The organism is Microseira sp. BLCC-F43, assembly GCF_041929235.1.
GTDB lineage: Bacteria > Cyanobacteriota > Cyanobacteriia > Cyanobacteriales > Aerosakkonemataceae > Microseira.
The window spans coordinates 1-24459 of sequence record NZ_JBHFNP010000323.1 but is presented as its reverse complement, the minus strand read 5'-3'; the positions used below and the strand labels follow the sequence as shown (position 1 = coordinate 24459).

Below are 24459 nucleotides of genomic sequence, written 5' to 3'. Positions count from 1 at the left end.
AAATTATTCGCTGCGAGCGCAATCTAGGAGAAAATTATGTTTATCGCGCCACAATCCACTTCTGATATAGCTGTACAAAAATCTGAAATATTGGCGCCAAATTTTAGTGGCACTGTCGTCATCCTGATCTCTTGGTCAAGTGGAAAAGCCTTAGATGTACGCGATTTATCTAAAGATGATGGTGCCAAAATTCAGCAATGGACTAAACATGGTGGTGCAAATCAACAGTGGAGATTCGACCTCAGAAATGGTGGCTGGACTATCACTTCTATATCAAGCGGTAAAGTCTTGGAAGTTCCTGGTTTTTCTAATAATGATGGTGCCCAAATTCAACAATGGTCTTACAACGGTGGAAATAATCAGCTTTGGAGACCCGGATTTATAATCGTGGGCAGTCGGCAAAGTGTTACATTACAAAATGTTGCGAGTCATAAAAACTTGGATTTACCTGGTTTCTCTAATGATAATGGAACCATAATCCAGCAATGGTCTTATACAGGGAATAAAAATCAAGTGTGGGAAATGGAGTACGTTTAAAAATTCCCATCGCTATCGACAATAACACCTACTGCCTAGTCAAAAAAACTCAATTTTACCAAGGATAAAATCGTGATTACTACCTCTGACCAATCTGATACTGCCCAATCAGGTGAAACGCTTGCAACGATAGCCGAGAAAGTTTACGAAAATGAGGAGTTATCGACGCTAATTTACGACTTTAATCGCGCCGCGATTGGAGATAATCCAGAATATATTGAACCGGGAACGAGACTTGTCATGCCTCTGCAAACGAGTCAAGACTTTACCAATCGCGTCATCGAACTGACTAATATAGAGCGAAAAAAAGCTGGTTTGCGCGAACTAAAATACGAGTCTCGGTTAGCAACTGCGGCATTCAGACACAGCCAAAATATGGCATTGCAAGACTATTTTAGTCACAAGCAACCCAATGGTAGCACGATGGGCGATCGCATTAAAGCGACAGGCTATCAATATTCCAGGGCGGCGGAAAACATTTCTGGGGGTCAGTCTACACCAGAGGCAGCAGTACAAGCATGGATGAATAGCCCCGGACATCGTGCCAATATCCTCAATCCCAAATTGCAAGAAATAGGCGTCGGTTACTACTTCCTAGCCAACGATACAGGCAACGTTAACTACAAACACTACTGGACACAAGTTTTTGCCACACCGAGATAATATCATTTTCCCGTGTTGATGCTACAGATCCGATCCCCCCTAACCCCCCGATGCATTGGGGGGAACCGAAGAAGTTAAAGTCCCTCTTTTTAAGGGAGATTTAGGGGGATCTGTTACAGGAAGAGAAAACGGTATAACAACAGGTAAAAGGAGAAGATCGTGATTCAAAATCAAGACACAACTAACTGCGATGGATTCCTTGTTAGCGACGATATTCGCACGGGTTTCATCTCTGGATCAACCTTTACCAATAAGGCAATTCAATACTCAGTTGTCGATGGATTAGCGGTTTTTGAAGGTTGCATTGTCCTGGGTACTGTTGAGGAAATGGAGCAAAAAATAGCTGCTATTCGATCTGGGGAAGATATTGAAGAAGATGTTAGTGCGCGCGGTCTGTTTATCCCTGGACAAAAGTATCGCTGGCCTAATGGAATTGTACTGTATGAAATCGCTCCGAATCTGCCGAATCAGAAGCGGATTAGCGATGCGATCGCTCACTGGGAAGAAAAAACCAGCATCCGGTTTGTGCGGCGAACTAGCAGCAATGCCAGTCAGTATCCAAACTATATTTACTTCAAACCTGCCAGTGGGTGCTTTTCTGCTGTAGGGATGCGGGGAGGTAAGCAAGACATTGGTCTAGCTCTAGGTTGCGGCACGGGTGCTACAATTCACGAAATTGGTCACGCCTTGGGACTTTGGCACGAACAAAGTCGATCGGATCGGGATAAACACATTCAGATTCATTGGCAGAATATCGACCCTAAACATCAGCACAACTTTAACCAACACATCACTGATGGCGATGACTACGATTCCTACGATTATGACTCGATCATGCACTACGGAGCGACGGCTTTTTCTAAAAACGGTAAACCAACAATTACGACAATTCCGTCCGGAAAACCCATCGGTAAAAGGAATAGTCTGAGCGATCGCGATATAGCAACCATCGAATTTCTCTATCAAGGAAAACCGTCGCGATCGCGTCCATACACCCTAAAAGCGGGAGATACACTTTTTTTAATTGCCCAGCGAGAGTTAGGTGATGGAAATCGTTGGCGTCAAATCATGAAAACTCCAGAGGGCGGTTTCTTCACAGAAGAGGAGGCTCAGAATTTGCAACCCGGTCAGGTAGTCTACCTTCCCTTAACTTAACAATGTTTTAGCAGTCCCTAACCGCCCGGAAATAAATTTCCGGGCTAACAGCTCAAGTCCATTTTAATGGACTGATACCAATTGCCCTTGATAATGCTACATATCAAAGGATTGTAGGGGCGGGTTTTACCAATAACCTTTGACAAAAACAAACCATTCAAATAAACCCGCCCCGCGCCTTGCTTTTTGAATCAGTGTTTAGTCCTGTTTAGAGGACTTTAGCTATTAGCCAGAGAATTTATTCTCTGGCGGGTTAATGAGCAGGTGCAAGATCTAAGGATAGCTACTCTGTTTTTTGAGCAACGCCTATGTTGTCAAATAATGCTCTCCCACTCGTAACAGGCGAAATCCTTTTCTCTGAAGATTTGGCATCGTTTTCTGGAGCTACGGTGAATGTATATCTTGAAGATGTAAGTTCTGTAGATGCTCCATCCCAAATCGTCGCTAAACAAGTAATTCCTAACATTAATCATGTGATAGGAACTGAGAATCGAGTTGAATTTGCCCTCAAAGGCAAGATTGCAGATTTACGCGCCAGTTATTCGATCCGCGTACAAGTCTCTCAACATAGAGATGAGCAAATTCATCGCGGGGATTGCATCAGCACAGAGAGTTATCCAGTCCTTACTTTTGGGTATCCGCATCAAGTATCAGTCCGCGTGCGAGAAGTCAAGTAGCATTTGGTTTTTTAGACAACAATTTGGTGAGGTATCTATGAACCAAGACACTTATTTAGCAACAGAAAGCACAGAAACTATCGAGCCTTGCGAAGACATTAACGAGATTAATAACGACCCCGAAGAAGTTAAGCGATCGCAAGATGAAGCAACTCGCAGTTTCGGAACTAAGGTGCAACAAGCACCAGGTTGCTCAACAGCAGTACTTAGCGGTCTTTCTAAACAAATCATCGATGAGATGAACCGCATTGAACCCGGTTGTTTGGTGAGTTTTGCTGACTTAAACGTACAAAATGGTGCAGCTGTCAATCCCTTTCTTCAGCCAAAAGCAAAAGCAGCATTGGCGCGCGCTATTGAAGATCGGGGTCGCACCCTGGTTGTGAATTCTGCATACCGAACGCTGCCCCAGCAATTGATGTTGTATAACCAGTATAAAAATGGACGGTGTGGGATTGCGATCGCAGCGCGTCCAAGTACTAGCAATCACGAAGATGGTTTGGCTTTGGATGTGGAAGATCCAAGGGGTTGGGAACCTTATTTTATCCGACATGGCTGGCGACCTTTGCGCGGCGATCCGCCTCATTTTGACTATACAGGCGGGGGAAGGTCGGATATTAGCAACATTGCGGTCAAGGCATTTCAGCGACTTTGGAATCGGTATAATTCTAGAGATCGCATTGCAGAAGATGGTGACTGCGGCGCGGCTACTTTAGCGCGACTTAATCAATCGCCCATCGCAGGTTTTGGAGAAATAAATAGCATCAGGATACTGCGGCTAAGTCAACCTTTTATGGAAGGTGATGATGTGCGTAAAATTCAGCAAGCTTTGCTCAAAGCTAATATCAAGGTCACCGTTGATGGAGTTTTTGGATCGACCACAGAAAGCGCCATCAAACAATTTCAACAGCAAAAAGGTTTAACGCCCGATGGTGTTGTCGGGTCAGCAACCCGTTTAGAACTGGGAGTGTAAAACTATTTCACTTTCAAGCGAGGCAGAGCCTCGAAAATTCGTTCCCAGGCCGGAGCCTGGGAACGAGATCGGACATCCCCTAACTCGTTCCCAGGTTGAACCTGGGAACGAAAAACTAGAGGCTCTGCCTCGGCTTAAAAATTCGTTCCCAGGCCGGAGCCTGGGAACGAGATCGGACATCCCCTAACTCGTTCCCAGGTTGAACCTGGGAACGAAAAACTAGAGGCTCTGCCTCGGCTTAACGATTAGCAATTAGCCATTAGCCATTAGCCATTAGCAAGGTTGCGATCGCTCATCCACAAAAATTCAATTATTATAAAAAACCAGGGTAATTATGACTAAAAACATCTTCGCATTATTAGTTGGAATTGACAACTACCATCCCGACTCTATTCCACAAATTTCGCCATTAAAAGGCTGCATTAACGACATTAAAGCCGTAGAAGCTTATCTGCGGGAACGAATTGTAAAAGACAGCGAATGGCAACTGGTCGAACCCGAAGACCAACCGTGGATACTTTTAGATAGCGATGCCACACGTCAGGCAATTATTAACGGCTTTCAGCAGCATTTGTGCAACGCTGATAGCGATGATGTTGTCTTGTTTTACTACTTTGGTCATGGCGCTCAAGAAAAAGCCCCAGAGGAATTCTGGGAATTAGAAGCAGACCGTTTAAATGAAACCTTAGTTTGCTACGATAGCCGTACAGAAGAAGGCCGAGACTTAGCCGATAAAGAACTCAGATACCTCATCTCCCAAGTTGGACGAAATAATCCTCGCGTCATTATCTTTCTCGACTGCTGTCACTCCGGTTCGGGAACCAGAGATTTACCTCCAGAAGTAAGCGTGCGCCGTGCAGTAGTAGACTCGCGAGAACGACCTTTAAGCAGCTTTATTTTTGCTGAAGATGAAGCAGCATTAAAGGAATTATTAACTTGTTCTCGCAACTTGGAAAAGAAAACCACTGGCCTAGTATTACCACAAGGAAAACACGTCCTATTCTCTGCCTGTAGAGACTAGGAACTAGCTAAAGAATACCAAACAGAAGATGGTCAACATAGAGGAGCTTTTTCTTACTTTTTGCTCCAAACAATGCACCGCACCAATGGCAACATAACTTATCGAGATTTAGCTAGAAATATTAACGCCTTAGTCAGCGGGAAAGTCAAGGAACAATCGCCCCAAGTTGAAGCATCTGATCCAGAATATCTAGACAAACATTTCTTGGGTGGCGCAATTCAAGAACGTCCTACATACTTCACATTAACCTACAGGACAAACGATCATAGTTGGGTGATCGATGGAGGTGTTCTCCACGGTATTCCTAAACCCTTTGACGGGGAAAATACCTTATTAGCATTTTTTCCAGTAGGCAGTAGTGCGGAAGAATTACGCCACCTTTCACAAGCTTTAGGTGAAGTACAAGTAACTCAGGTATTGCCAAACCACAGTTTGGTAAAAATTATTAGTGGTAGCGATCGCTTATCTACAAACGAAAGTTATTGGGCAGTAGTAACCAGTTTGCCATTGCCTCGTTTAAAAATCTACATTAAAGGCGATGAAAATGACTTGGCAGGTGTGGAACTGGCGCAACAAGCACTATTAACAATAGCACCAGGTAACAAACCTTCATTATATCTACATCAAGTAGATGAAGCCAAGGACGCAAATTACCATCTGCTAGCCAAAAACGGTCAATATTGGATTACCCACCCTGAAGATGACCGTCCTTTAGTTGACCCCATTCCTGAAACAAATAATGGGAAAACTTATAAACAAGAAAGTGCCTTCAATGCGATCGTTCGTTTAGAACATATCGCCCGATGGAATAACATTCTACAACTGGCAACTCCCGCTACAAGTCGGATTAAAACCGATGATGTGGAAATGGAAATTATCCTTTTTTCTGGAGGAGAAGAATCAAGTCAGAAAGATGGAAAAATATCCTCATCAGAGATGCGGGTAGAATATACCTATGACAATGGAGATTGGCAACCGCCAAACATTCAAATTAAGCTGACAAATAATAGCGATCGCCAACTTTTATGCAACGTTCTGCTTCTGTCAGAAAGCTTTGCGGTAGATGTGCCATTCTTCGAGCGAGAAAGTAGCGTTGTACTTGAACCAAACAAACCGGCAAACTCTCCAACTATCAAAAGTTTTGATGATATTCTCTTTCAAGTACCAGAGCGATTTGTTGAGGCAGGTATTACTGAATACAAAGATATATTAAAGCTAACGATCAGTACGACAGAATTTGATGCAAGTTTGCTCAAGCAAGATGGATTATCTTTGCCTCGACGCCACCGTCATGCAGGAGGATACCAGGGAACTCTTAATCGTTTAATGGATGCAGTCAATACTCGCGAAGCAGTTAGAGCTAAAGGCAACTATGATGATTGGATGACCAAAGAAGTCACAATTACGATTGTGCGCCCCCAGGATGCGAAGGAAATTCAAGCGGGTTGCAGCACTTTATTACAAAATGGTTTAGTCGAGTTGCAATCCCATCCAAGCTTGAAAGCAAAAGTTAAGCTTACCACCGTACCGCAAGCGAGTAGAGATTTAGGAAATCTAATTGTACCTGCAATGTTGCGGCAACAATCTCATATTTCTCAACCGTTTCAATTTACCACGGGTCGAGGCAACGATCCAGGATTGAGTGCGTTGGAGTTAAGTCAGGTAGAAGATTACAGGGTTGTTACACCAAAATCCCCTCTCAAGTTGCTGGTTGATACAGAATTAGCCGAAAATGAGCAGATCTTGCCTTTTGCCTATGATGGGGAATTTTTCTTGCCATTAGGAAGAGCTAAAAGAACTAAGGATGGAAAAACAGAAATTATCATAGAACGGTTAGTAAACCCAACATCTCGCGATCGCAGCTGGCGGGGTTCAATTCGGATTTTCTTTGAAAAGTTAGTCAGCACAAAACTGGGAAGAACCTTTGAATATCCAATTTTAGCTGCCGTAGATTGTGACGAAAACGATCGACCAATCTACGAGAAGAATCAGCAAATAATTCAATCTAGAGTCGCTAAAGCTAAACGAATCATCCTCTACATACATGGCATTATTGGCGACACTGCAAGCATGGTTCCCAGCGTGCGAAAAGCTACAGTAGAAGTTGATGGTAAACAGCGTCCTGTTCAAGAATTGTACGATCTTGTCCTGACGTTTGACTACGAGAATATCGAAACCACAATAGAAGAAAATGCGCGGCACCTAAAACAACGGTTGCAAGCAGTAGGTTTAAAACCAAAGCACGGCAAACAGTTGCACATCGTGGCTCATTCTATGGGTGGTTTAGTTTCGCGGTGGTTTATTGAGCGAGAAGGGGGAAATCGAGTTGTGCAACACTTAATTATGTTAGGCACGCCTAATGCTGGTTCGCCTTGGCCTGGGGTGCAGGATTGGGTTTTTACAGCCCTTAGTATTGGGTTAAATCAACTTTCGGCAATTGTTTTGCCTACGAAAATAGTAGCTCAATTACTCAAGTTTTTGGAATAAAAAGACTACTCTCTAGACCAAATGCAACCAGATTCTCCTTTTCTCAAAGAACTTGCCGCCAGCCCAGATACTCGCGTTCTCTATACAATTATTGCTGGTGACAGGTCGATTGTTTCAGGAGCTACAGAGGTTCAGAAAAATAAGCGCTCTCCTCTGCTACATCGGCTGATGCATAAATTGTTCGATCCGGTTGTGGATAAAGTTGTAGATTGGACATTTTTTAGCCAACCTAATGACATTGCCGTTACCGTTGCCAGCATTAAAAGTGTCAGCTTAAAACGCTCACCTAAACCTCGAATATTACTACCAGATACTGCTTGCGACCACCTGACTTACTTTACCGAGCCTGCGGGGTTAGATGCACTGGCAAAAGCACTTTATCCAAGGCAAAATCCGATCATCCGCTCTCTGACAGCAATCGCTGCGAAGAAAAATTTTGCTGGGGTAAATGGCATAGTTATTAGTTTGATTGCATTGTTGGTTGCCGGAGTAATTGGCTTGACTGCTGTGTTGAAACAAACTTCGCAGCAACAACCAGTGCAGCAGAAAAACAGTCAGGTTTTAGTAAAAAATCGGCATCTAGTGTGAGGATAAACTATGAAGAATTACAGAAACACCTATTTCACATCAAGGGAGAGGGGGGCAAGAGAGGGGCCGAGAAGCATTTTTTTACACAACCGATGTTAAGAGAGTTGATATTATGCCTGAAATTAAGCGATCGCTTGCTGTTGTTATCGGCATTAATGCATATTCCAACGGTATTCAGAGGTTGGAAACAGCCGTTAATGACGCGGAAAAACTTGCGAAAATCCTAAAAGAAAAATATCAATACGAAGTCCTCCTGCTGTTGGATGAACATGCAAGCGCGGCTGACCGATTTGTTAGAAGATTTGACGCGGAACATACTGCCTTTATCTGATGAAAATCCAGTAGAAATTAAACGCGACGATCGCTTGTTGTTTTTCTTTGCCGGTCATGGCTTCGCCTCAGATGTACAAAATAATACAGATGGGCTAGCGGGCTACTTAGTACCTCAAGATGGACAGCGGGATTATCCCGACACTTGGGTTTCGATGCAAAGACTGCACGATAGTCTCACCCAATTGCCCTGCCGTCATTTGTTGATTATCCTTGATTGTTGCTTTGCAGGATCGTTTCGCTGGGCAGTACGCGATCGCGAAGCAGTGCGACGAGAAAAACTATATCGCGAACGCTACGAACAGTATGTTTCAGGTATTGCTCAACAGGTAATTACTTCAGCAGATCACGACGAAAAAGCTGCTGATTCTCCCTTCTCTTTCGGACAACGACGCGACAATATTTCAGGTCACTCTCCTTTTGCAGAACTTTTACTCAAAGGACTCAAAGGAGAAGCAGATTACACCAAGGATAACATTATTACTGCCACGGAACTTTTTCTCTATTTAGAAAGCGAACTCCCTAAAACAGCACCTAAACAAACCCCAAAATTGAGTCCACTCAAACGTCATGGTAAAGGAAATTATATTTTTCCCCTTGCCGATTTTGACCGCAATCTCTTACTGCCAAATTCTAAACCGAGTGAATCAGAAGAATCGGAATCTGAAGACAATAAAATATCTACTAAACTTCTCTTAAATGAAAAGTTACTAGAATTTTTGACACTGCAACAGTTAACCATGTTATTAGGTTCCTCCGGTTTGGGAAGATCCAAGTTAGCAAAAGCCAGATTAATTAAACCTTCTACCTTAAGGGATCTTTCTCTCAAGTACATTAAAAGCCTCACAGAAAGTAAAAGGAAGGATCAGGCAATGAATGAAGAAGATCGTGAAGATTCGGGTCAATTAACCCAAAGTTTGATCCAAAGCGCCGACTGGGAATATGAGCAGTTAGTTGGACGCAATCCCGCCTACGCCAATACAATTCGCAATGTCATGCTGCGAATGGTAGCAGTAGATGGAGGTGAGTTTGCTCATAGACGAGTGCCAGATGATGAATTGGTATATCTAGACCCAGAAAATACCAGAGTGAAACAAGTAATCGCTCGATTTTGTGCCGCAGGCTTGCTAGTAAGAAGACGAGGGATTGAAGGCAATGGCTATATAGAACCGGCAGATGATATTTTAGTGGAGGAATGGTCAAAGCTTCAATCGTGGAAACAACAGGAATTAAGGAATCTGCTGCTGCAACGAGAGTTGACACCTATCGCCCATCAATGGGAAACTCAAAAGCAGCAGGATAAACAAGCTTTTCGTTTGCTCTGGAATAATGACCCTCGCCTGCCGTTAATCAAACAAATATCTGAGCAAAAAGATAGCTGGTTAAATGCTTTTGAGTCGGAATTTGTCAAGCGCAGCATCGAGCGCCAACGCAATCAACGCCGTCGTATTATTGTTATGATTGCTGGAGCGAGCGCATCCCTCTATGGCTTGACTATTTTGGCTCTTTATCAACTTGAAATTTCACGCTTACAAGAAAAAGCAGAATTAGTAAAAACTTTACTTGAACCACAGCCTTTAGAAGCACTCGTGCTGGCAATTCAAACAATGGGTGAAAACAAGTATTGGATGCCTTGGAACATACTTAAATCGGTTGATGAAAGGTTACAATAAGCATTCAATATCGCCAGATAAAAAATAGCTTTAAAGTGGATAAAGGTACTGTCAATTCAGTCGCTTTTAGTTTCAATGGCGAAACAATTCTCGCTGGGGGTAGCGATGGTAAGTTATATCTGTGGAAGTTGCAGGGTCAGCCCACTCCTAAAATCCTAACTGCACTTAATAATAGTATCAATTCCGTTGCCTTTAGTCCCATAAATTCTAATATTATTGTGGTGGGGTGGGTAGTAGCGACGGTAAGTTACGCCTGTGGAACTTGCAAGGTCAACCCACTGGTAAAACAGTTATGGCACATAAGAATGGGATCAATTCAGTTGTCTTTAGTCCCGATGGCAAAATCATTGTTACTGCGGGTGGTGATGGAAATTTTCGCCTGTGGAACTTACAAGGTAAGCCAATTGGTCAACCGTTTACAGTAGATAAATCTGGGGTGAGTTCAGTTGCATTTACTCGTCTCAATAGTAAAACCATTGTTACTGGTAGTTTGGATGGCAAAGTCCGGCTGTGGAACTTACAAGGTAAGCCAATTGGTAAAGGGTTTTTTGCTCATAACAATGGTATCAATTCATTAGCGTTTAGTCCGGATGGTAAAACCATTATCACTGGAGGTAGAGACGGTAAAGTACGCCTGTGGAAGTGGGGAGGTAAGCAGATTGGTCAAACATTTACATCCGATGAGTTTGGTGTCACTTCAGTAGCGTTTATTGATAAAAAAACAATTATCAGTAGCAGTATGACAGTGCGGTTGTCCAACTTGCAGGGTAAGCAAATTGGTCAACCGTTTAGGGGTCATTCGCGTTTGGTCAAGTCAATCGCATTGAATCGCGATCGCACTATACTTGTTACTGGTGGCGATGACGGCAAGGTAAAGTTGTGGGACTTGCAGAGTCCGCCCAAAAACGCGCTGGAAATTGCTTGCACGCGCTTGCAGCATCACCCCGTCTTGACAAAGCCAAAAACATCCGTACAAACAGCAGCTAAAGCTACTTGTCAAAGATATTTTTGGCATCGTCTCTAATCTGTAAACAGTGTCAGTACCCTTGCGAAAATATCTTCACCCGATCGAGTTTGCAAAATTGAATGAGCTAATTTAATGAAACCTTGGTCGGTTTTTATATCCAGTTTAATCAGTTTACTAGCAGCATAGTAGCCCATATCCCCCGTTCCTAATTCATTAGTTCTGCCAGTTTGCATGACTGGATTTTGTTTATCCCAACAAAGTACTTTTCCTCGCCAAGTAAACTGAAACCAAATAATTTCATTATTTTGAACTTCAAAAAATACGTCAAAATAAGATTCTTCACCTTGATACCAAAGGCGTTCGATGCTGGCATCTTTCTTCAATAGGTTCTGATCGATGGGGCGCAAAGAAGCACCCAGTGCCGCAATTTCGTTTTGATCCATAACTTTATACATTTGCCTTGATAACCCTTCCCATTAAAATTTACGTACAACTAGAATTCCCAGTTAAAATTACTATTCTTTTTAGACTATGTAAGCCAATTGGCTTAACTACTAATTTATACAAAGCTTCTACAGGTCAATCGGGAAGATTGACAAAATTATGTGTTTGGAAATTAAATTGGCCCTTATTGGTGAAAAGCAACCAGATGTGGTAAATGCTAGCTGTACGGAGTCAATAATCGATCTACATTTTGGCAACTCTTGATTCCAGAAAACTAGCAGAAAATCACGCTGGAGACTGAGGGTATAGATGTCCTGCTTGGACGCAGAGAATTTGCGATGAGTTGAGCCAGGAGCGATCAAAAGCGCTCAGGTGGGTGGTAGTAATTAGAGTTTGAAACCGCTCTTGAATGGCCTCTAGCAGTTGATTTTGACGATTGGGGTCTAGTTCGGCTAAAACATCATCGAGGAGTAATAGGGGCGGTTCGCCGACGACTTCTTCAATCAGTTTTAGCTCGGCTAACTTGAGTGCCAATACTAATGTTCGCTGCTGTCCCTGAGAGCCATAAGCCCTTGCGGGTGTTTGATTGATTGTAAACTCAACTTCATCGCGGTGGGGGCCAACCAGGGTAGTTCCGTGGTGTTGTTCTAAGTTAGCACGCTGCTGAATCTTTTGAAAAAAAGCCAGCTTGATCAATTCTGGATCGTCATGTTCCAGTGCAACGTTAGGGGCATATTTTATTTCCAGTACCTCCTTGCTACCGCTAATGGCTCGATGCCAAAATTCAGCTAAGGGAGCCAAACGCTGTAACGCTCGGGATCGACGCCTGATGACGCGGGTTCCAGCTGTCACTAATTGAGCATCCCACAGGGCTAATTGTGACTCAAGAATTGAATCTCCCCTGCTCCCCTGCTCCTCTGCTCCCCTGCTCCCCTGCTTTAAAAGGGCGTTGCGCTGACGCAGAATTTTGTTGTACTGCTGTAAAATGTGGGCGTAAAAGGGTTCTAGCTGAATTAACAGCGTATCGAGCCAATTACGCCGCTGCTCTGGGCCACCCCTTACCAAGTCTAGATCTAAACTAGAAAACTGCACGGCATTGAGCGTGCCTAAGAATTCCATCTGACGCCGGAGAGACTGGTGATTGAGGGTAACGGTACGACGTCCGTTGCGCCGCAGGGTTAAAGCGAGGTCAACCAAACCGCTTTGTCTCTCTACGGTGGCAATAATTTTACCTTCAGCAGAGCCTTCTTGGATTAAATCGCGATCGCGCGATGCTCGATGACTCCGCAGGGTCGCCAGCAACTCCACCGCCTCGAGTAAATTAGATTTCCCTTGAGCATTATTGCCCACCAAAATTGTTTTGGGGGCGCTCAATTCAACCATAGTCTCTTGATAATTGCGGAACTGTCGCAGATGTAAGGTTTTGAGATACATTGCCAATTGCTAATTGCTAATTGCTAATTGCCCAGCGCTAATTGCTAATTGCCTTTTACTATTAGCCATTAGCGATTACCCATTAGCCATTAGCCATTAGCGGCGCTTTTTGTACCAGCGAATAAACAGTTTTTCCAGCTCGATCCAAACAAACATCAAGGCGCTAAATCCCAGACAGACACCCAATTCTGACAGAGAAATTGCCTGGGTGCCGAAGAAAGCTCGCAGGGGTGGAACGTAAACTAACGCCAGCTGCAAAGCAGTTGTTACGATCACCGCGCCCCAGACAAACAGATTGGTAAAGGGGTTGATTTCTATCATCAGCTGGGTGTTGGAACGAATTGCGATCGCGTGTCCCATTTGCGCCAAACAAAGCGTCGTGAACACCATCGTTTTCCATCGATCCTCGCTGAGATCTGCCCCGGTGACGCTGTGGGTGTGGTTGTAAGCCCATGCCATCATCATAATCGTCAGAATCGCAAACACAATCCCAATTCTGAGCATGTAAGACCCCAACCCTCGCGCAAAAATACTTTCGCGCGGACTAAAGGGCGGACGCTTCATCACGTTGGGTTCTGCTGGTTCTACCGCCAAGGCTAACGCGGGCACCCCATCTGTAACCAAATTCATCCACAGAATTTGCAAAGGCGAAAGCGGAACTCCTCCCAAACCTAACAGCGGCGCTGCTGCGATCGTCAAAACTTCGCCTATGTTACTTCCAAGAATATACTTAATAAATCGTCTTATGTTGGTATAAACTACACGTCCTTCTTCCGTAGCGGCAACGATGGTCGCAAAGTTATCGTCGAGCAATACCATATCGCTGGCTTCTTTGCTGACATCGGTGCCGGTGATGCCCATGGCGATGCCGATATCGGCTTGTTTGAGGGCGGGGGCATCGTTAACGCCGTCGCCGGTCATGGCAACAAATTTACCGCGACTTTGGAGGGCTTGGACAATACGCAGTTTGTGTTCTGGGGAAACGCGGGCGTAAATCGATACCTGTTCTACTTCCTGCTTGAGAGCTTCTTGGGAGAGTTTTTGCAACTCGGTGCCGGTGAGGACGCGATCGCCTTGGGAGGCAATGCCGAGATCGTAAGCGATCGCCTTAGCAGTTAGTTGGTGGTCGCCGGTAATCATCATGGGGCGAATGCCTGCCTGCCTGCACTTAGCTACCGCCTCGCGCACTTCGGGACGGGGCGCATCAAGCATTCCCACTAATCCCAACCAGACCAATTCTTGCTCGATGTGTTCATCTGGATCTTGAGGTGGTTGGGCATCGAGGTTTTTGAAAGCAAATCCCAGCACCCGCAGCCCCTTGCTAGCCATATAGTTATTTTGCTCTAGAATCTGGCTGCGGTTTTGCGGTGTGAGTACAACTGCGCGATCGCCGCTTTGATAAGTAGTGCAACGCTCTAAAATCAGTTCTGGAGAACCTTTAGTAAACATCAAATAGAGCGGGTTATTGCCCTCCGAACCGCGCACAATTACCGACATGCGCTTGCGTTCTGAGGAAAAAGGAATTTCTGCCACCCTCGGCAATCCGGCGTCCATTGCTTGTTTTTGAACGCCGCCTTTGCCTGCCAAAGACAGCAAGGCACCTTCTGTCGGGTCTCCCAAAATCGTCCAATTGCCGCCAGACTGTCCGGGGGCGTTTTGGGCTTCGCACTGCAACACGGCATCGTTGCACAGTACGCAAGCTGCCAGCAGCATTTGCAGTTCTGGATACTCGTCTAGTGCAATCGATGGCGAGTTGGCAGTTTCTGACTCAGATTGCAGATAAAATTCCCCTTTTGGGATGTACCCTTCACCCGTGACGCCGAAGGTTTTTTCCGTGGTGGCGACTTGCTGCACCACCATTTTATTTTGGGTGAGGGTGCCGGTTTTATCCGAACAAATCGTCGTCACCGAACCCAAGGTTTCTACAGCGGGAAGTTTGCGAATTAGGGCGTGGCGGCGCACCATGCGCTGAGTACCCAGAGCCAGGGTAACGGTAATTACTGCGGGTAAGCCTTCTGGAACGACAGCCACCGCCATAGAGAGAGAAACTTCGATTAAGTCTACAAACGTGTTAAACAGTTGGTTTGGCTGCCACCCGGTGTTGATGCCGGTGTGAATCAAGCCGCCGCCAACGACTAAAGCCACTAGCACTAAAGATCCGCTTACCAGGACGTTACCGAGTTGACCCATCCGCTGTTGTAACGGGGTAGGTTCGGATTCAACAGATTGCAACAAAGAGGCAATTTTACCCAATTCGGTTTGCATTCCGGTGCCGGTAACGACCACCTTGCCGCGTCCAAAGACAACTTCGGTGCCTTGGAAGACCATATTAGTGCGATCGCCCAAGGCTATGTCTTCACCCAGTTGCACATCAGCTTGCTTGGAAACTGCCTCGGCTTCTCCGGTGAGTGCCGCTTCTCGGATCTGGAGATTTGCTTGTTCGACAAGACGTCCGTCTGCCGCCACTTGCACCCCGGCTTCCAGGAGCATAACATCTCCGGGGACAAGTTCTTTGGCGTTGACTTCAATGATTCTGCCATCGCGAATTACGCGCACCTTGGGGGAGGAAAGGCGCTTAAGGGCGGCGAGGGCTTTTTCAGCTCGACTTTCCTGGAGGTAGCCCAAGACGCCATTGAGAATGACGATCGCCATAATTGCGATCGTATCTTTGAAGGGAACATCACCTTCGGCATTGCCGGACTGTAGCTTTAACAAATCGAGAACGCCGGAAACAATAGCCACACCGATCAGCATCAATAACATAATGTTTTTGAACTGATCGAGGAAGATAGCCCAGCCGCTGCGACCGCCCGTTTCAGTTAGTTCATTGGGGCCATAGCGTTGCAAGCCTTCTGACACCTGTTGAGATGTCAAGCCCGCATCGCGATCGCTACCAAAGACTCTGAGCGTCTTATCAATTTCCAGGGTGTGCCAAGCTTGTGCCGATTCTGAGGAAGAGATAGAAGGAACTTTGGAGGTCACGGGAATGTGATAACGCCTACAAACATCAATCATAAAGCTCAACCTCGATCGGCGGCTGCTACCTTATGGCTTAGTCTGGGAAACAGAACGATGGGGATGGTGGGGATGACGCGGAAAAAGGGAGAGGCGGCGATGCAGTGAAAGTCTTTAGCGTCCTTTTCTCCGTAATCTTGTTTATCTCCCTCATTTACGCCCCAAAACCTTTTTTTCGATGCGATATCTGTTATTTTTGCAGCCTTTGAGGGGATAACTGAACCTAAATCCTTATCGTTGAGCTTCCTAGTTGCCTCTATGACCTATTGCCTGAGAGTTGCAGATATACCCAAGGGCGAACGCCCCCGCGAGCGCTTGCTGGCACACGGCCCCCAAATTCTAGCCACTGCCGAACTGATGGCAATTTTACTCGGCACGGGTCAAGGGCAAGGCAAACTCTCCGCCATCGGTTTGGGACAATATATCTTGCAGCAATTAAGCCAACACGGGCGCGATCCGCTCTCGGTTTTGCGGGATATCAGCGCTCAAGAATTAATGCAAATCCCCGGCATTGGTCCTGCCAAGGCGACAACGATTCTAGCAGCCATTGAGTTGGGTAAGCGATCGTTTCAATCTCGCCCCCTCGATCGTTCTCCGATTGAAAGCCCCGCCGCCGCCGCCGCCGCCCTCAGTCAAGACCTAATGTGGCAACCGCAAGAACGTTTCGGGGTGTTGCTGTTGGATGTCAAAAATCGCTTACTCGGCACCCAGGTGATTACCATCGGCACCGCAACCGAAACCTTAGCCCACCCTCGCGAGATTTTCCGCGAAGTGATTCGTCAGGGTGCAACGCGACTGATCGTAGCCCACAATCATCCTTCTGGGAGCGTCGAACCTTCTAATGAAGATATCCAACTGACGCGCCAGTTGTTAGCAGCCGCTCAAATCCTCAACATTCCCCTACTGGATCACCTGATTTTGGGCAACGGCGACCACAATAGTTTGCGTCAGACTACCGCGTTGTGGGATGAATACCCGCAGGGTGATTGAGCAATTAAACACTAAACCTCTACCAGGAAATACCTAGTGGAGGTTTAGCTTTTTAGCGGCTATAAGCTAAGGAGTCGGCGAGGATCTCCTGATGGCGTTCAGAATCTCCACAGCGAGGGATTGAGCTTGCGCCCCGCTCAAAAGGACAAGACACAGCCCGATCGCCCGGTTGCTGAAGCCAGGATAAGCATTCCTCCACATCTGAAACTCTGTAAGGTTCATTGATCGCAATCCGAGTCAGTACCTCAGATAAAACCATAGCCTGACTTTCTGTAAGAACTCACAAGGTTGTAACCTCTAACTCAACGCCTTATTCTACGTCAATACGGCTATAGCCTCAATAGTTAATACAGTATGAGACACTTTTAATCATGGCAGAAGAGTCGAAAAAACGTAGTACCAGCAGGAAACCAGAGATTAGGGTGTATTTGGATGACGACTTAGAAAAGCTCATCCGCACAATAGCTGCGATCAAGGAGGCTTCACTGAGCGCTGTAGTGAGTGAGGCTCTAGAGTATTGGCTGCAACTTGAAGAGCAGCAAGCGATCATCCAAAAACACAACTTAGAAGAGTTGTAGGGTATCGGAGCGCTGAGTTTCTGGAAAAAAAACTGTAGGAAAATGGCTTTATGTGCGCGATCGCCAAGGACGGTTACGAAGCCATTCACCAGGTGAGCATTCGTGCAACTTTCCGGCAATCAGGTCGGCGCCGCTGTGTCGGCTTACACCATGCTCGCGCTGGTGCGTCATATTTCACATTGAACGAACAGTTTTTACTCTTGGGAGTGTCACAGAAAAGGGTTAAATAGCATATTTTGAGCCTATGTTACTTTTTTCAGTTAGTACAAGCTTATGTTTGGGGTAGTACCCCGAAGCAAATGCCACCCATTAGCAGCTATAATAGCTTCATAGCTTAGCTTTTAATGATTTGGGATATACAACAGCTTTGGGGTAGCCCCGAACTTGTTGCTCAACTTTCAAATAAACACCAGAATGCCACGATTCAGCTATGGACAAGCTGTCAAAGGGCGGGTTAAACGCCTACTGGCAGCATTGCTTTCTTTCGTCGATTGGGAGTTTGATGAGTCTAACCCTAAAATTGAGTTCAACTGGCAAGCAGAATATAGCCCCAGACCTAAGCTGATTGTCAAGACTAGGTTGATAGATTTAGAGTGGCTAAGCGAGAAAGACCGCTATGGAAACCCTGAGAAGCTAAACAAAGAGCAAATTCGACAAGCGCTCGCTATACTCAGAGACTTTCTCAAAATTTTGGCAGACAATCGCGCCAAAACCCAGGGTGCTGAAACTTGACATTTCACACTGACTCTATGGTCAAGGGACAAAGAGAAGAACCTGAAACAGTTTGACCAAGAGTGGGAAAATCGCAGACCAGAGAAGTCCAAGGAATTGGAACAAACGTTCCAGAAATTTTCAGTTATTGCTGCAGCTGTCAACTATATGGAAATTCCGGAAGGTTCGGTTAGTTTAGATTCAGCTTATATTGAACGACCTCCGATTGAATCATACTGCTACAAAACGATTTTACAACCAGGAGTTTTGCTGCGAATCAAAGCACCTCGCCAACTGGGGAAAACTTCTCTATTGCAGCGCATTCTGCACTATGCAATGGAGGACAAACATCGAACTGCTTATCTGAGCTTACAGTCTGCTGATGCCGAATTACTCACAAATCTCGCTCAATTCTTACAATGGCTCTGTACCAGTATAACGGATGAATTGAATATAGAGGAGCGCCTAGAAGATTACTGGAACAAAGGAATTGGCAGCCAACAAAAATGCAGCAATTACTTTCAACGTTACCTCCTGGCAAGATTTACGGAGCCATTGACTTTGGCATTATATCAAGTCGATCGGCTATTTCAGTATTCCGAAATCGCTCAATAATTCTTTGAGTTAATAATATTTTTATGGGGTAAGCAAAAAAAGAAACTGTTTGGATAAAACTTCGTTTAGTAATTGCCCATTTCCAATAAACTGACATTTACGTGAATATATACCAATCCCCCTTTAATGTCGGGTTACCCATCGAATTACCGGAATTCAACCAGGAACAAGTTTCTGAATTAGTAAAGAGCATTTAACTTCAGACTTAACTTAACCTCTTCATGCCTAGCTTATTTTTTGGGAAACTCCTGTAAGCTTCTAATAACGCAAGTTGCTAGTTAATAGTTGTGAGATAGGTAATAGGTAATAGGTAATTGGTAATTGGATTGATTGGCATTAGGGGCGGGTTTAACGAGTAGGGGCTACTTTAACGAAATATTTCTTGGTTCCACTCAATGGGCAGGTATTACCCGCCCTTACTGGTGGTGACACAGATTGATTGGTAAAACCCGCCTCTACTCTTGACAATTACCGATTGGTCTTCCCGCTACTTACGTCAAGAGTTTCCTTGGCTTAAAAGCAGGTTGCCTACCCTGTGGACAAATTCTGATTTTGTCGCCACTGTGGGTCTAGCTCCACTTGATGTGGTAAAGAAGTATATTGAAAATCACGCATTGGAAACCCGGAACTTGACTGGGATTAAAATCGACCTAGCACATCCTCCCCATGCCTAAAGTCTCTTGGTACCGTGCGCGTTTTCGGTGACCGGGTGCTTCGATGTGGAGCAGGGGCGCCCAGAGCGTCTCCCCAACTCCTTTGTCAGAGCGTCTTCAAAGGTCAAGTGTTGGCTGTAAATACAAACCTGCAAGCGCAAGTAACCCCAGCTAATTGACAAATTAATGGCAACATTAACGAATTAAAGCCGCCGATTACTAAAATAAACACCACCACTCAAACAACTGCAACTACTGTCAATTCCCATGACCCATTACCAATTAGCCATTACCCCGTTTTGTTTTCGAGCGACTATCTGATCCGGCTGGACTGGCGTTAAAGTCTTTTCCAGGGGCAGGGTGCGGACGTAATTATCAAAAACATTGACTTGATAGACAATGGCGTTGGAGATATCTAATCCAGTCAACCAACCACTGCGGCGGTGATAGGCTCCCGTGTCGATGTCTAGCCAACCCGACCCAGCGGCGATTTTTCCGGGTTCTACGCCTGGTAGGGTAAAGGTGATCGTATGACCTGTGATGATGAGTTTGTTGGCAAAGTAGGGTTGGGACATGCTATGGAATTCGTGGCGAATCCAACAGAATTGGTCGGCGGTTTGCTCTTCGAGGGGTATTTCAGGATGGACGCCGGCATGAACTAACCAAATATCGCCTAAGTCTAGATGGGTGGGTAGCGTCTGCATCCAATCTAGATCGTGTACGGGAATCCGACCCTTGGGGTAACTCGCCAGCGTTGCATGTCCGCCACTGTAAAGCCAAGCTTGCAGAACCGCATGTTGAATTTTTCCCTTGATAAAGCTGTCTAGTAACATTTGCTCGTGGTTACCCAACAGACAGTTATAGGAGCTTTCTTGGACAAACTTGACAACCTGAGCGCTTTGGGGACCTCGATCAATTAAATCTCCCAAAAAATATATTCGCTCTTCTGAGTCAGGGGCGATCGCTTCTAACAAGGTCATAAGACCCTTATAGTGACCGTGTACGTCGCCGATGACTATGCGACGGGGGGTGATTTGGCTCATGCGGATCTTTAAATACTGAGTGATACTTTATTTAGACTCTGTAAGGGGCTTCTTAGACGAAGTGGATTTTAGCAGATGTTGTTGCTTGACCCTGATATTTTTATTATGCCCCCCTCATCCTGTCAAAAATAAACTCTGTGCTTTTTGATACACTACCTACGATTAATGTCCTCCAGCAGCCGACCAGCTTTGCTTGGGTTGAGCAAGCGATCGCCAATCTGGATCTAATTCTGCTGGATCACTCCCACTGCGAGCGCAAGGCGGCTGGGGTTGCCTTAAATTTGATGTTTCGCTATCCGTCTAATACCAAGTTAGTACGGATGCTGACGGCGATCGCTCGCGAAGAACTGGAACACTTTGAGTTAGTTAACCAATGGCTGGAACGGCGGGGTGTCCCTTTGGGGCCGCTTTCTTCTCCCCCCTATGGAGCCAATTTAAAGGCTCAAATTCGTCCGCAGGAACCAAAGCGACTTTTAGATTCGTTGCTGGTTTCTGGACTGATCGAGGCTCGCAGTCACGAACGGCTGGGGTTGTTAGCTACCCATTGTCCCGATCCGGAGTTATCTCAATTTTATCGCAGCTTGATGGCGTCGGAGGCTCGTCACTACGGCATTTACTGGGTACTAGCGGATACTTACTTTGAGCGGTCTGCTGTCACCCAGCGGCTGGAAGAATTAGCGGTTGTGGAAAGCAAAATACTTGCGACGTTGCACCCCGAACCGAGAATTCACAGTTAGTTATTGGTAATTGGTAATTGGTAATGAGTAATGGGTAATTGTTATAAGTTGGCTGCCAAATCATCCACAGGATTGAGGCGCGACTAGGCTGATACAGGTTGTTTTTTTGTAGGAAGAATGGGAAATATTAAGTACTGTCCAATTACCAATTACCAATTACCAATTACCAATTACTAATAGGATTATTGCTTAGCGATCGCCGGGGCGGGTTTGGCGAGCGCTGCCAATATCGGAATTTGAATAGAAAACTCGGTTCCCTCTCCAGGCGTTGAGTCACACTGGATAATTCCCCCATGTTTCTGCACTACTATTGTGTGGCAAATAGATAGCCCTAACCCGGTTCCTTTGCCTACCAGCTTGGTTGTAAAAAACGGAGCGAATAGTTGATTTTTGACTGCTTCTGGAATCCTATTTACGTTGTCTTTAATGCGAAGACGCTTTTGCTATCTACAAAATCGTGACAAATGCAAATTGTTGGTAATTGGTAATTGTTGAAGAGTAATTATAAAAATTTTTCCCATTACTCATTACCTATTCCAAAGCATCGATCGCGTTACTGATAACCTGCATAAATACTTGGTTTAGTTGGCTGGGATAGCACTCGACTAATGGCAGGTCGCCGTAATTTTTGATTACCTGAATTTGAGGGCGTTATGCTGTTGCTTTCAATCGATGTTGCAAGATTAATAGCGTGCTATCAATTCCTTGATGAATGTCTACAGGTTTGCTCTCGTCTGGGTCGTGACGGGAAAAGTTTCCCAGGGATAAAACAATTTTGCGGATGCGTTCGGTTCCCACCTTCATGCTGGAAATCAATTTAGCAAGGTCTGGGATGATAAACTCTAGGTCGATGGTTTCTGTCTCCGCTTGAATCGCGGGTGCTGGTTTCGGATACTGTTTAGCATAAAGTCGCAGCAGGTGAAGTATGTCTTGGGTATATTGCTCGACCTAGGCAAGATTGCCGTGAATAAAATTAATCGGGTTGTTAATTTCATGAGCAACTCCTGCTACTAGCTGCCCCAAGCTGGAGATTTTTTCGCTTTGAATTAGTTGAGCTTGGGTTTGTTGCAATTCCTACAGGGTTTGTGGCAATTTTTGCGCTTGTGGATGCAGCTTCTTTGTAAAGTTCGGCTTGATCTAGAGCGATCGCTAATTGATTACCTACAGCTAGTAACAGTTCTACTTCACCCTTACTCCCAGTTCGTTCTTCCATGCTTGTCCCCAAAGCGATATGCATACCCTAGCTGGCGCGAACGCACCAATTGCTCCTGATCGCGTCTGAATCGGCAGTGCTAATACCGAGGCGAAGTTACCCTCGACAAAAAACTGTCTCTCCATCGGATCGGTTACGCTTTTAACCCGATCGATTCGCACCATTTCCCTATCTCGCAGCTTCTGGGTAACTTCACCCATCTCTTCGGCGCAATAGTATGGCTTGATTGACAACTTCCCAAACCTTGAAATAATGCTGGCTTTTGGATGATAGATTAACCTCACTTTCTGTTGAAAAACAAATGCACCCATGGGTTGAACTTTTCAGCCTTCTACTTTCATCATTTTCGGTTCGATACCAGATAAATTGGCAGCCTTCGCTCTGTAAAAGGTTGCGGATATCGCTGACAGCCGTTTCTAAAATAGTATCGAGGTCTAAAGAAAGACGAATCTGATTGGCTAAACGAAAAAGCAAGGCGTCTCGGCGGCTTTCTTGCAGCTTTTATTCGGGGAAAATGGCGTTTTCAATTGCCTATGCTGCCTGGGATGCAACCATGGTCAGGAGTTTAAGTTCTTCGACTGTATAGGTAACTGGTGCTGAGTTGCTCATTGTAATTGCACCAATTACCCGGTCTTTACTTTTTAAAGGAACGCAAATCAGCGAGCGTATTGCAGCCTTACTGGCAATAAATCTCGGTTCTGATAAGACATCGTTTACTATCTCTCCCACTTTGGTGGATACCAGGTTACCAATAATCGCTTTACCCAGTTTTAAATTTGCTTTTGGGTTGTATTCTTTCCCAATGCTTGAGAGGAATTCTAATTTCCCTGTTTTTGCATCGATCAGCATCACCGATCCACTGGTTGCTTCTATCAGTTTACTGGCGCGATCGAGGATTAATTTGGCAACTTCTTTCAGTTCTAAACTCGCAGTTATTTTTTCATAAATATCATAGAGTAAACTTGTTTCTCTATATCTATCTAGCAATTCATTGCCCAGGGTCTTTTTCTCAAATTCTTTATTCGCTATGTAACCAATAGCAGTTGCTATAGTGGCTGCTTTTTCTTCCCCAATTACCCATCCAATTACTTGTCCTGAAACCTCTATTGCATGTTTATTCCCTTGGTTTTCTCTATCCACTCCCAGTAGGGTTTTGCCTTTGACATCCTCAATGCTGATGCTAGGTTCGATAGCATTGACAAGCTCGCTAATGACAGCAACATCTTTTTTCTGGGAAAAAAGCTTTTTCAGGCTAATTGGAAAAATTATGACTACCTTGGAGCTACGGGAAACTACTTAGGCAAATTCTCTGTTATAGTACAGGTTAAATCAAGGTAAAGAAATAATTATATATGCATCTCTGTGGTTAAAAAAGTTCATATTAAAGTTTAGCCCAGGTGTTGAGATTACAAGTACCGTGAAAAAACGTATTACGATTGAATCATGCAAACAGGCTATCGAGATTTTTGGATTCGCCCCTGGTCAAGCTCGGATCGCACCGCCGCCGCCGCGCTCATCCGTTCCGTTTTGGCTGAATATGGCCTACCTTGGGAACCAACAGGCGCAGATCAAGATGTTTTGGAGGTGGAAAATTTTTACCTTGCTACTGGTGGTGACTTCTGGGTAATTCAAAGACAGGGACAGCTTGTAGGTACGGCAGCTTATTATCCTAGCCAGCGAGGGAAAAACGCAGTAGAAATTCGGAAAATGTATCTTTTGCCAGATGCTAGAGGACAAGGTCTGGGGTGAAGCTGTATGAGAGCAGCGGGTATCAACCCGCTGATGGGGTGGAAACTTCTCGGTGCGATTGCGTTTATTTGACATACTCCGTTAACCTAAGCATGGGAGTCACCCCCCATGCAAGGCTTCAGAACCGGACGTGAAAGTTTGCCTCACATCCAACTCCTCTCCAAATTGACCCTTGTCATGGGTACTACGTTGAGTAGAAAGGTTGCGCT

At 45.2% G+C, this 24459-nt stretch carries 29 protein-coding genes and 3 pseudogenes; 21 read left to right on the top strand and 11 right to left on the bottom strand.

All coding sequences use genetic code 11. The features are described 5' to 3' along the window. The first annotated feature begins 36 nt into the window (after window positions 1-36). The 12 genes and pseudogenes from ACE1CM_RS43515 to ACE1CM_RS43460 all read left to right on the top strand — a co-directional run bounded on the left by ACE1CM_RS43515 (window position 37) and on the right by ACE1CM_RS43460 (window position 11125). The gene (locus ACE1CM_RS43515) at window positions 37-537 is read left to right on the top strand and encodes an RICIN domain-containing protein (RefSeq protein ID WP_374885624.1); all 501 of its coding nucleotides are present in this window, start codon (window positions 37-39) and stop codon (window positions 535-537) included. Between the two features lie 72 nt (window positions 538-609). Continuing rightward, entirely contained in the window at window positions 610-1200 is a 591-nt protein-coding gene (locus ACE1CM_RS43510; RefSeq protein WP_374885623.1) for a CAP domain-containing protein, read from the top strand. 159 nt (window positions 1201-1359) lie between these two features. Next, complete coding sequence (gene legP, locus ACE1CM_RS43505) at window positions 1360-2355, top strand: Dot/Icm T4SS effector Zinc-dependent metalloprotease LegP (protein WP_374885622.1); 996 nt, start codon at window positions 1360-1362, stop codon at window positions 2353-2355. Between the two features lie 308 nt (window positions 2356-2663). Beyond that, entirely contained in the window at window positions 2664-3032 is a 369-nt protein-coding gene (locus ACE1CM_RS43500) for a YbaY family lipoprotein (protein WP_374885620.1), read from the top strand. A gap of 37 nt (window positions 3033-3069) precedes the next feature. Then, window positions 3070-4002 (top strand): peptidoglycan-binding protein, encoded by a 933-nt coding sequence (locus ACE1CM_RS43495; RefSeq protein WP_374885618.1) that lies wholly within the window; start codon window positions 3070-3072, stop codon window positions 4000-4002. 334 nt (window positions 4003-4336) lie between these two features. Beyond that, window positions 4337-5023: a caspase family protein gene (locus ACE1CM_RS43490; RefSeq protein ID WP_374885617.1), complete on the top strand. Its 687-nt coding sequence runs from the start codon at window positions 4337-4339 to the stop codon at window positions 5021-5023. A 72-nt stretch (window positions 5024-5095) separates the two neighbouring features. Beyond that, complete coding sequence (locus tag ACE1CM_RS43485; protein WP_374885615.1) at window positions 5096-7510, top strand: esterase/lipase family protein; 2415 nt, start codon at window positions 5096-5098, stop codon at window positions 7508-7510. 21 nt (window positions 7511-7531) lie between these two features. Further along, window positions 7532-8098 (top strand): hypothetical protein, encoded by a 567-nt coding sequence (locus tag ACE1CM_RS43480; RefSeq protein ID WP_374885613.1) that lies wholly within the window; start codon window positions 7532-7534, stop codon window positions 8096-8098. Window positions 8099-8210: 112 nt separating this feature from the next. Then, window positions 8211-8429, top strand: coding sequence for a caspase family protein (locus ACE1CM_RS43475; RefSeq protein ID WP_374885612.1), 219 nt, complete (start codon window positions 8211-8213; stop codon window positions 8427-8429). Then, window positions 8362-10101, top strand: a complete 1740-nt coding sequence (locus ACE1CM_RS43470; protein WP_374885610.1) for a caspase domain-containing protein — start codon at window positions 8362-8364, stop codon at window positions 10099-10101. Before ACE1CM_RS43475 ends, ACE1CM_RS43470 begins: the two co-directional genes overlap by 68 nt. 35 nt (window positions 10102-10136) lie before the next feature. Next, window positions 10137-10214: pseudogene (locus ACE1CM_RS43465) on the top strand (hypothetical protein); the annotation flags it as partial. Between the two features lie 113 nt (window positions 10215-10327). Next, window positions 10328-11125 carry a WD40 repeat domain-containing protein gene (locus ACE1CM_RS43460; protein WP_374885608.1) on the top strand — a complete coding sequence of 266 codons (798 nt, stop codon included), beginning with the start codon at window positions 10328-10330 and terminating at the stop codon, window positions 11123-11125. Here the strand turns inward: ACE1CM_RS43460 and ACE1CM_RS43455 are convergent. The 3 genes from ACE1CM_RS43455 to ACE1CM_RS43445 all read right to left on the bottom strand — a co-directional run bounded on the left by ACE1CM_RS43455 (window position 11122) and on the right by ACE1CM_RS43445 (window position 15961). Beyond that, window positions 11122-11511: a hypothetical protein gene (locus tag ACE1CM_RS43455; protein ID WP_374885607.1), complete on the bottom strand. Its 390-nt coding sequence runs from the start codon at window positions 11509-11511 to the stop codon at window positions 11122-11124. The genes ACE1CM_RS43460 and ACE1CM_RS43455 overlap by 4 nt on opposite strands. A 286-nt stretch (window positions 11512-11797) precedes the next feature. Next, complete coding sequence (recF, locus tag ACE1CM_RS43450) at window positions 11798-12946, bottom strand: DNA replication/repair protein RecF (protein ID WP_374885605.1); 1149 nt, start codon at window positions 12944-12946, stop codon at window positions 11798-11800. 96 nt (window positions 12947-13042) lie between these two features. Beyond that, entirely contained in the window at window positions 13043-15961 is a 2919-nt protein-coding gene (locus tag ACE1CM_RS43445; RefSeq protein WP_374885604.1) for a cation-translocating P-type ATPase, read from the bottom strand. Between ACE1CM_RS43445 and ACE1CM_RS43440 the strand changes: the two genes are divergently transcribed. Further along, a complete protein-coding gene (locus ACE1CM_RS43440; protein WP_374885635.1) occupies window positions 15935-16069 on the top strand; it encodes a hypothetical protein in 135 nt (44 codons plus the stop codon). The genes ACE1CM_RS43445 and ACE1CM_RS43440 overlap by 27 nt on opposite strands. 150 nt (window positions 16070-16219) lie before the next feature. Then, window positions 16220-16951 carry a DNA repair protein RadC gene (gene radC / locus ACE1CM_RS43435; RefSeq protein ID WP_374885603.1) on the top strand — a complete coding sequence of 244 codons (732 nt, stop codon included), beginning with the start codon at window positions 16220-16222 and terminating at the stop codon, window positions 16949-16951. A 52-nt stretch (window positions 16952-17003) separates the two neighbouring features. Here radC and ACE1CM_RS43430 read toward each other — a convergent pair whose 3' ends face one another. Continuing rightward, entirely contained in the window at window positions 17004-17210 is a 207-nt protein-coding gene (locus tag ACE1CM_RS43430) for a hypothetical protein (RefSeq protein WP_374885602.1), read from the bottom strand. 112 nt (window positions 17211-17322) lie between these two features. Between ACE1CM_RS43430 and ACE1CM_RS43425 the strand changes: the two genes are divergently transcribed. Further along, a complete protein-coding gene (locus tag ACE1CM_RS43425) occupies window positions 17323-17529 on the top strand; it encodes a hypothetical protein (RefSeq protein WP_374885600.1) in 207 nt (68 codons plus the stop codon). A gap of 48 nt (window positions 17530-17577) precedes the next feature. On the opposite strand, the gene ACE1CM_RS43420 is transcribed toward ACE1CM_RS43425, so the two are convergent. Next, the gene (locus ACE1CM_RS43420) at window positions 17578-17700 is read right to left on the bottom strand and encodes a hypothetical protein (RefSeq protein ID WP_374885598.1); all 123 of its coding nucleotides are present in this window, start codon (window positions 17698-17700) and stop codon (window positions 17578-17580) included. 243 nt (window positions 17701-17943) lie between these two features. Here ACE1CM_RS43420 and ACE1CM_RS43415 point away from each other — a divergent pair, with 243 nt between their 5' ends. From ACE1CM_RS43415 to ACE1CM_RS43400, 4 genes and pseudogenes are all read left to right on the top strand, one after another. Then, window positions 17944-18261, top strand: coding sequence for a hypothetical protein (locus ACE1CM_RS43415; protein WP_374885596.1), 318 nt, complete (start codon window positions 17944-17946; stop codon window positions 18259-18261). Between the two features lie 96 nt (window positions 18262-18357). Beyond that, window positions 18358-18855, top strand: coding sequence for an AAA-like domain-containing protein (locus tag ACE1CM_RS43410; protein ID WP_374885594.1), 498 nt, complete (start codon window positions 18358-18360; stop codon window positions 18853-18855). A gap of 101 nt (window positions 18856-18956) precedes the next feature. Further along, a complete protein-coding gene (locus tag ACE1CM_RS43405; RefSeq protein ID WP_374885593.1) occupies window positions 18957-19052 on the top strand; it encodes an AAA-like domain-containing protein in 96 nt (31 codons plus the stop codon). Between the two features lie 282 nt (window positions 19053-19334). Further along, window positions 19335-19529, top strand: a pseudogene (locus ACE1CM_RS43400) (transposase); the annotation flags it as partial. Between the two features lie 254 nt (window positions 19530-19783). Here ACE1CM_RS43400 and ACE1CM_RS43395 read toward each other — a convergent pair. After that, the gene (locus tag ACE1CM_RS43395) at window positions 19784-20542 is read right to left on the bottom strand and encodes a metallophosphoesterase family protein (RefSeq protein ID WP_374885634.1); all 759 of its coding nucleotides are present in this window, start codon (window positions 20540-20542) and stop codon (window positions 19784-19786) included. 146 nt (window positions 20543-20688) lie between these two features. Between ACE1CM_RS43395 and ACE1CM_RS43390 the strand changes: the two genes are divergently transcribed. Next, entirely contained in the window at window positions 20689-21288 is a 600-nt protein-coding gene (locus tag ACE1CM_RS43390) for a tRNA-(ms[2]io[6]A)-hydroxylase (protein ID WP_374885591.1), read from the top strand. 182 nt (window positions 21289-21470) lie between these two features. Here the strand turns inward: ACE1CM_RS43390 and ACE1CM_RS43385 are convergent, their stop codons facing one another. The 5 genes from ACE1CM_RS43385 to ACE1CM_RS43365 all read right to left on the bottom strand — a co-directional run bounded on the left by ACE1CM_RS43385 (window position 21471) and on the right by ACE1CM_RS43365 (window position 23641). Then, the gene (locus tag ACE1CM_RS43385) at window positions 21471-21695 is read right to left on the bottom strand and encodes a sensor histidine kinase (RefSeq protein WP_374885633.1); all 225 of its coding nucleotides are present in this window, start codon (window positions 21693-21695) and stop codon (window positions 21471-21473) included. A gap of 244 nt (window positions 21696-21939) precedes the next feature. Continuing rightward, window positions 21940-22092 (bottom strand): hypothetical protein, encoded by a 153-nt coding sequence (locus tag ACE1CM_RS43380; protein ID WP_374885589.1) that lies wholly within the window; start codon window positions 22090-22092, stop codon window positions 21940-21942. Window positions 22093-22236: 144 nt separating this feature from the next. After that, a complete protein-coding gene (locus ACE1CM_RS43375; protein WP_226574259.1) occupies window positions 22237-22359 on the bottom strand; it encodes a histidine kinase dimerization/phospho-acceptor domain-containing protein in 123 nt (40 codons plus the stop codon). 108 nt (window positions 22360-22467) lie between these two features. Further along, on the bottom strand, window positions 22468-22734 hold the full coding sequence (locus ACE1CM_RS43370) for a hypothetical protein (protein ID WP_374885587.1): 267 nt from the start codon (window positions 22732-22734) through the stop codon (window positions 22468-22470). Between the two features lie 298 nt (window positions 22735-23032). Then, on the bottom strand, window positions 23033-23641 hold the full coding sequence (locus ACE1CM_RS43365; protein ID WP_374885586.1) for a GAF domain-containing protein: 609 nt from the start codon (window positions 23639-23641) through the stop codon (window positions 23033-23035). A gap of 303 nt (window positions 23642-23944) precedes the next feature. On the opposite strand from ACE1CM_RS43365, the pseudogene ACE1CM_RS43360 reads away from it, so the two are divergent. Continuing rightward, window positions 23945-24384 (top strand): annotated as a pseudogene (locus ACE1CM_RS43360) (GNAT family N-acetyltransferase). Window positions 24385-24459: the final 75 nt, after the last annotated feature.

Excerpts from the sequence above, each read along its gene's own strand:
- ACE1CM_RS43425 (WP_374885600.1), top strand. The coding sequence starts at position 17,323 with ATGGCAGAAGAGTCGAAAAAACGTAGTACCAGCAGGAAACCAGAGATT.
- ACE1CM_RS43495 (WP_374885618.1), top strand. The coding sequence starts at position 3,070 with ATGAACCAAGACACTTATTTAGCAACAGAAAGCACAGAAACTATCGAG.
- ACE1CM_RS43485 (WP_374885615.1), top strand. The coding sequence starts at position 5,096 with ATGCACCGCACCAATGGCAACATAACTTATCGAGATTTAGCTAGAAAT.
- ACE1CM_RS43420 (WP_374885598.1), bottom strand. The coding sequence starts at position 17,700 with ATGACGCACCAGCGCGAGCATGGTGTAAGCCGACACAGCGGCGCCGAC.
- ACE1CM_RS43515 (WP_374885624.1), top strand. The coding sequence starts at position 37 with ATGTTTATCGCGCCACAATCCACTTCTGATATAGCTGTACAAAAATCT.
- ACE1CM_RS43490 (WP_374885617.1), top strand. The coding sequence starts at position 4,337 with ATGACTAAAAACATCTTCGCATTATTAGTTGGAATTGACAACTACCAT.
- ACE1CM_RS43480 (WP_374885613.1), top strand. The coding sequence starts at position 7,532 with ATGCAACCAGATTCTCCTTTTCTCAAAGAACTTGCCGCCAGCCCAGAT.
- ACE1CM_RS43430 (WP_374885602.1), bottom strand. The coding sequence starts at position 17,210 with ATGGTTTTATCTGAGGTACTGACTCGGATTGCGATCAATGAACCTTAC.
- ACE1CM_RS43500 (WP_374885620.1), top strand. The coding sequence starts at position 2,664 with ATGTTGTCAAATAATGCTCTCCCACTCGTAACAGGCGAAATCCTTTTC.
- ACE1CM_RS43380 (WP_374885589.1), bottom strand. The coding sequence starts at position 22,092 with ATGAAGGTGGGAACCGAACGCATCCGCAAAATTGTTTTATCCCTGGGA.
- ACE1CM_RS43445 (WP_374885604.1), bottom strand. The coding sequence starts at position 15,961 with ATGATTGATGTTTGTAGGCGTTATCACATTCCCGTGACCTCCAAAGTT.
- ACE1CM_RS43470 (WP_374885610.1), top strand. The coding sequence starts at position 8,362 with ATGAACATGCAAGCGCGGCTGACCGATTTGTTAGAAGATTTGACGCGG.
- recF (WP_374885605.1), bottom strand. The coding sequence starts at position 12,946 with ATGTATCTCAAAACCTTACATCTGCGACAGTTCCGCAATTATCAAGAG.
- ACE1CM_RS43415 (WP_374885596.1), top strand. The coding sequence starts at position 17,944 with ATGCCACGATTCAGCTATGGACAAGCTGTCAAAGGGCGGGTTAAACGC.
- ACE1CM_RS43475 (WP_374885612.1), top strand. The coding sequence starts at position 8,211 with ATGCCTGAAATTAAGCGATCGCTTGCTGTTGTTATCGGCATTAATGCA.
- radC (WP_374885603.1), top strand. The coding sequence starts at position 16,220 with ATGACCTATTGCCTGAGAGTTGCAGATATACCCAAGGGCGAACGCCCC.
- ACE1CM_RS43455 (WP_374885607.1), bottom strand. The coding sequence starts at position 11,511 with ATGGATCAAAACGAAATTGCGGCACTGGGTGCTTCTTTGCGCCCCATC.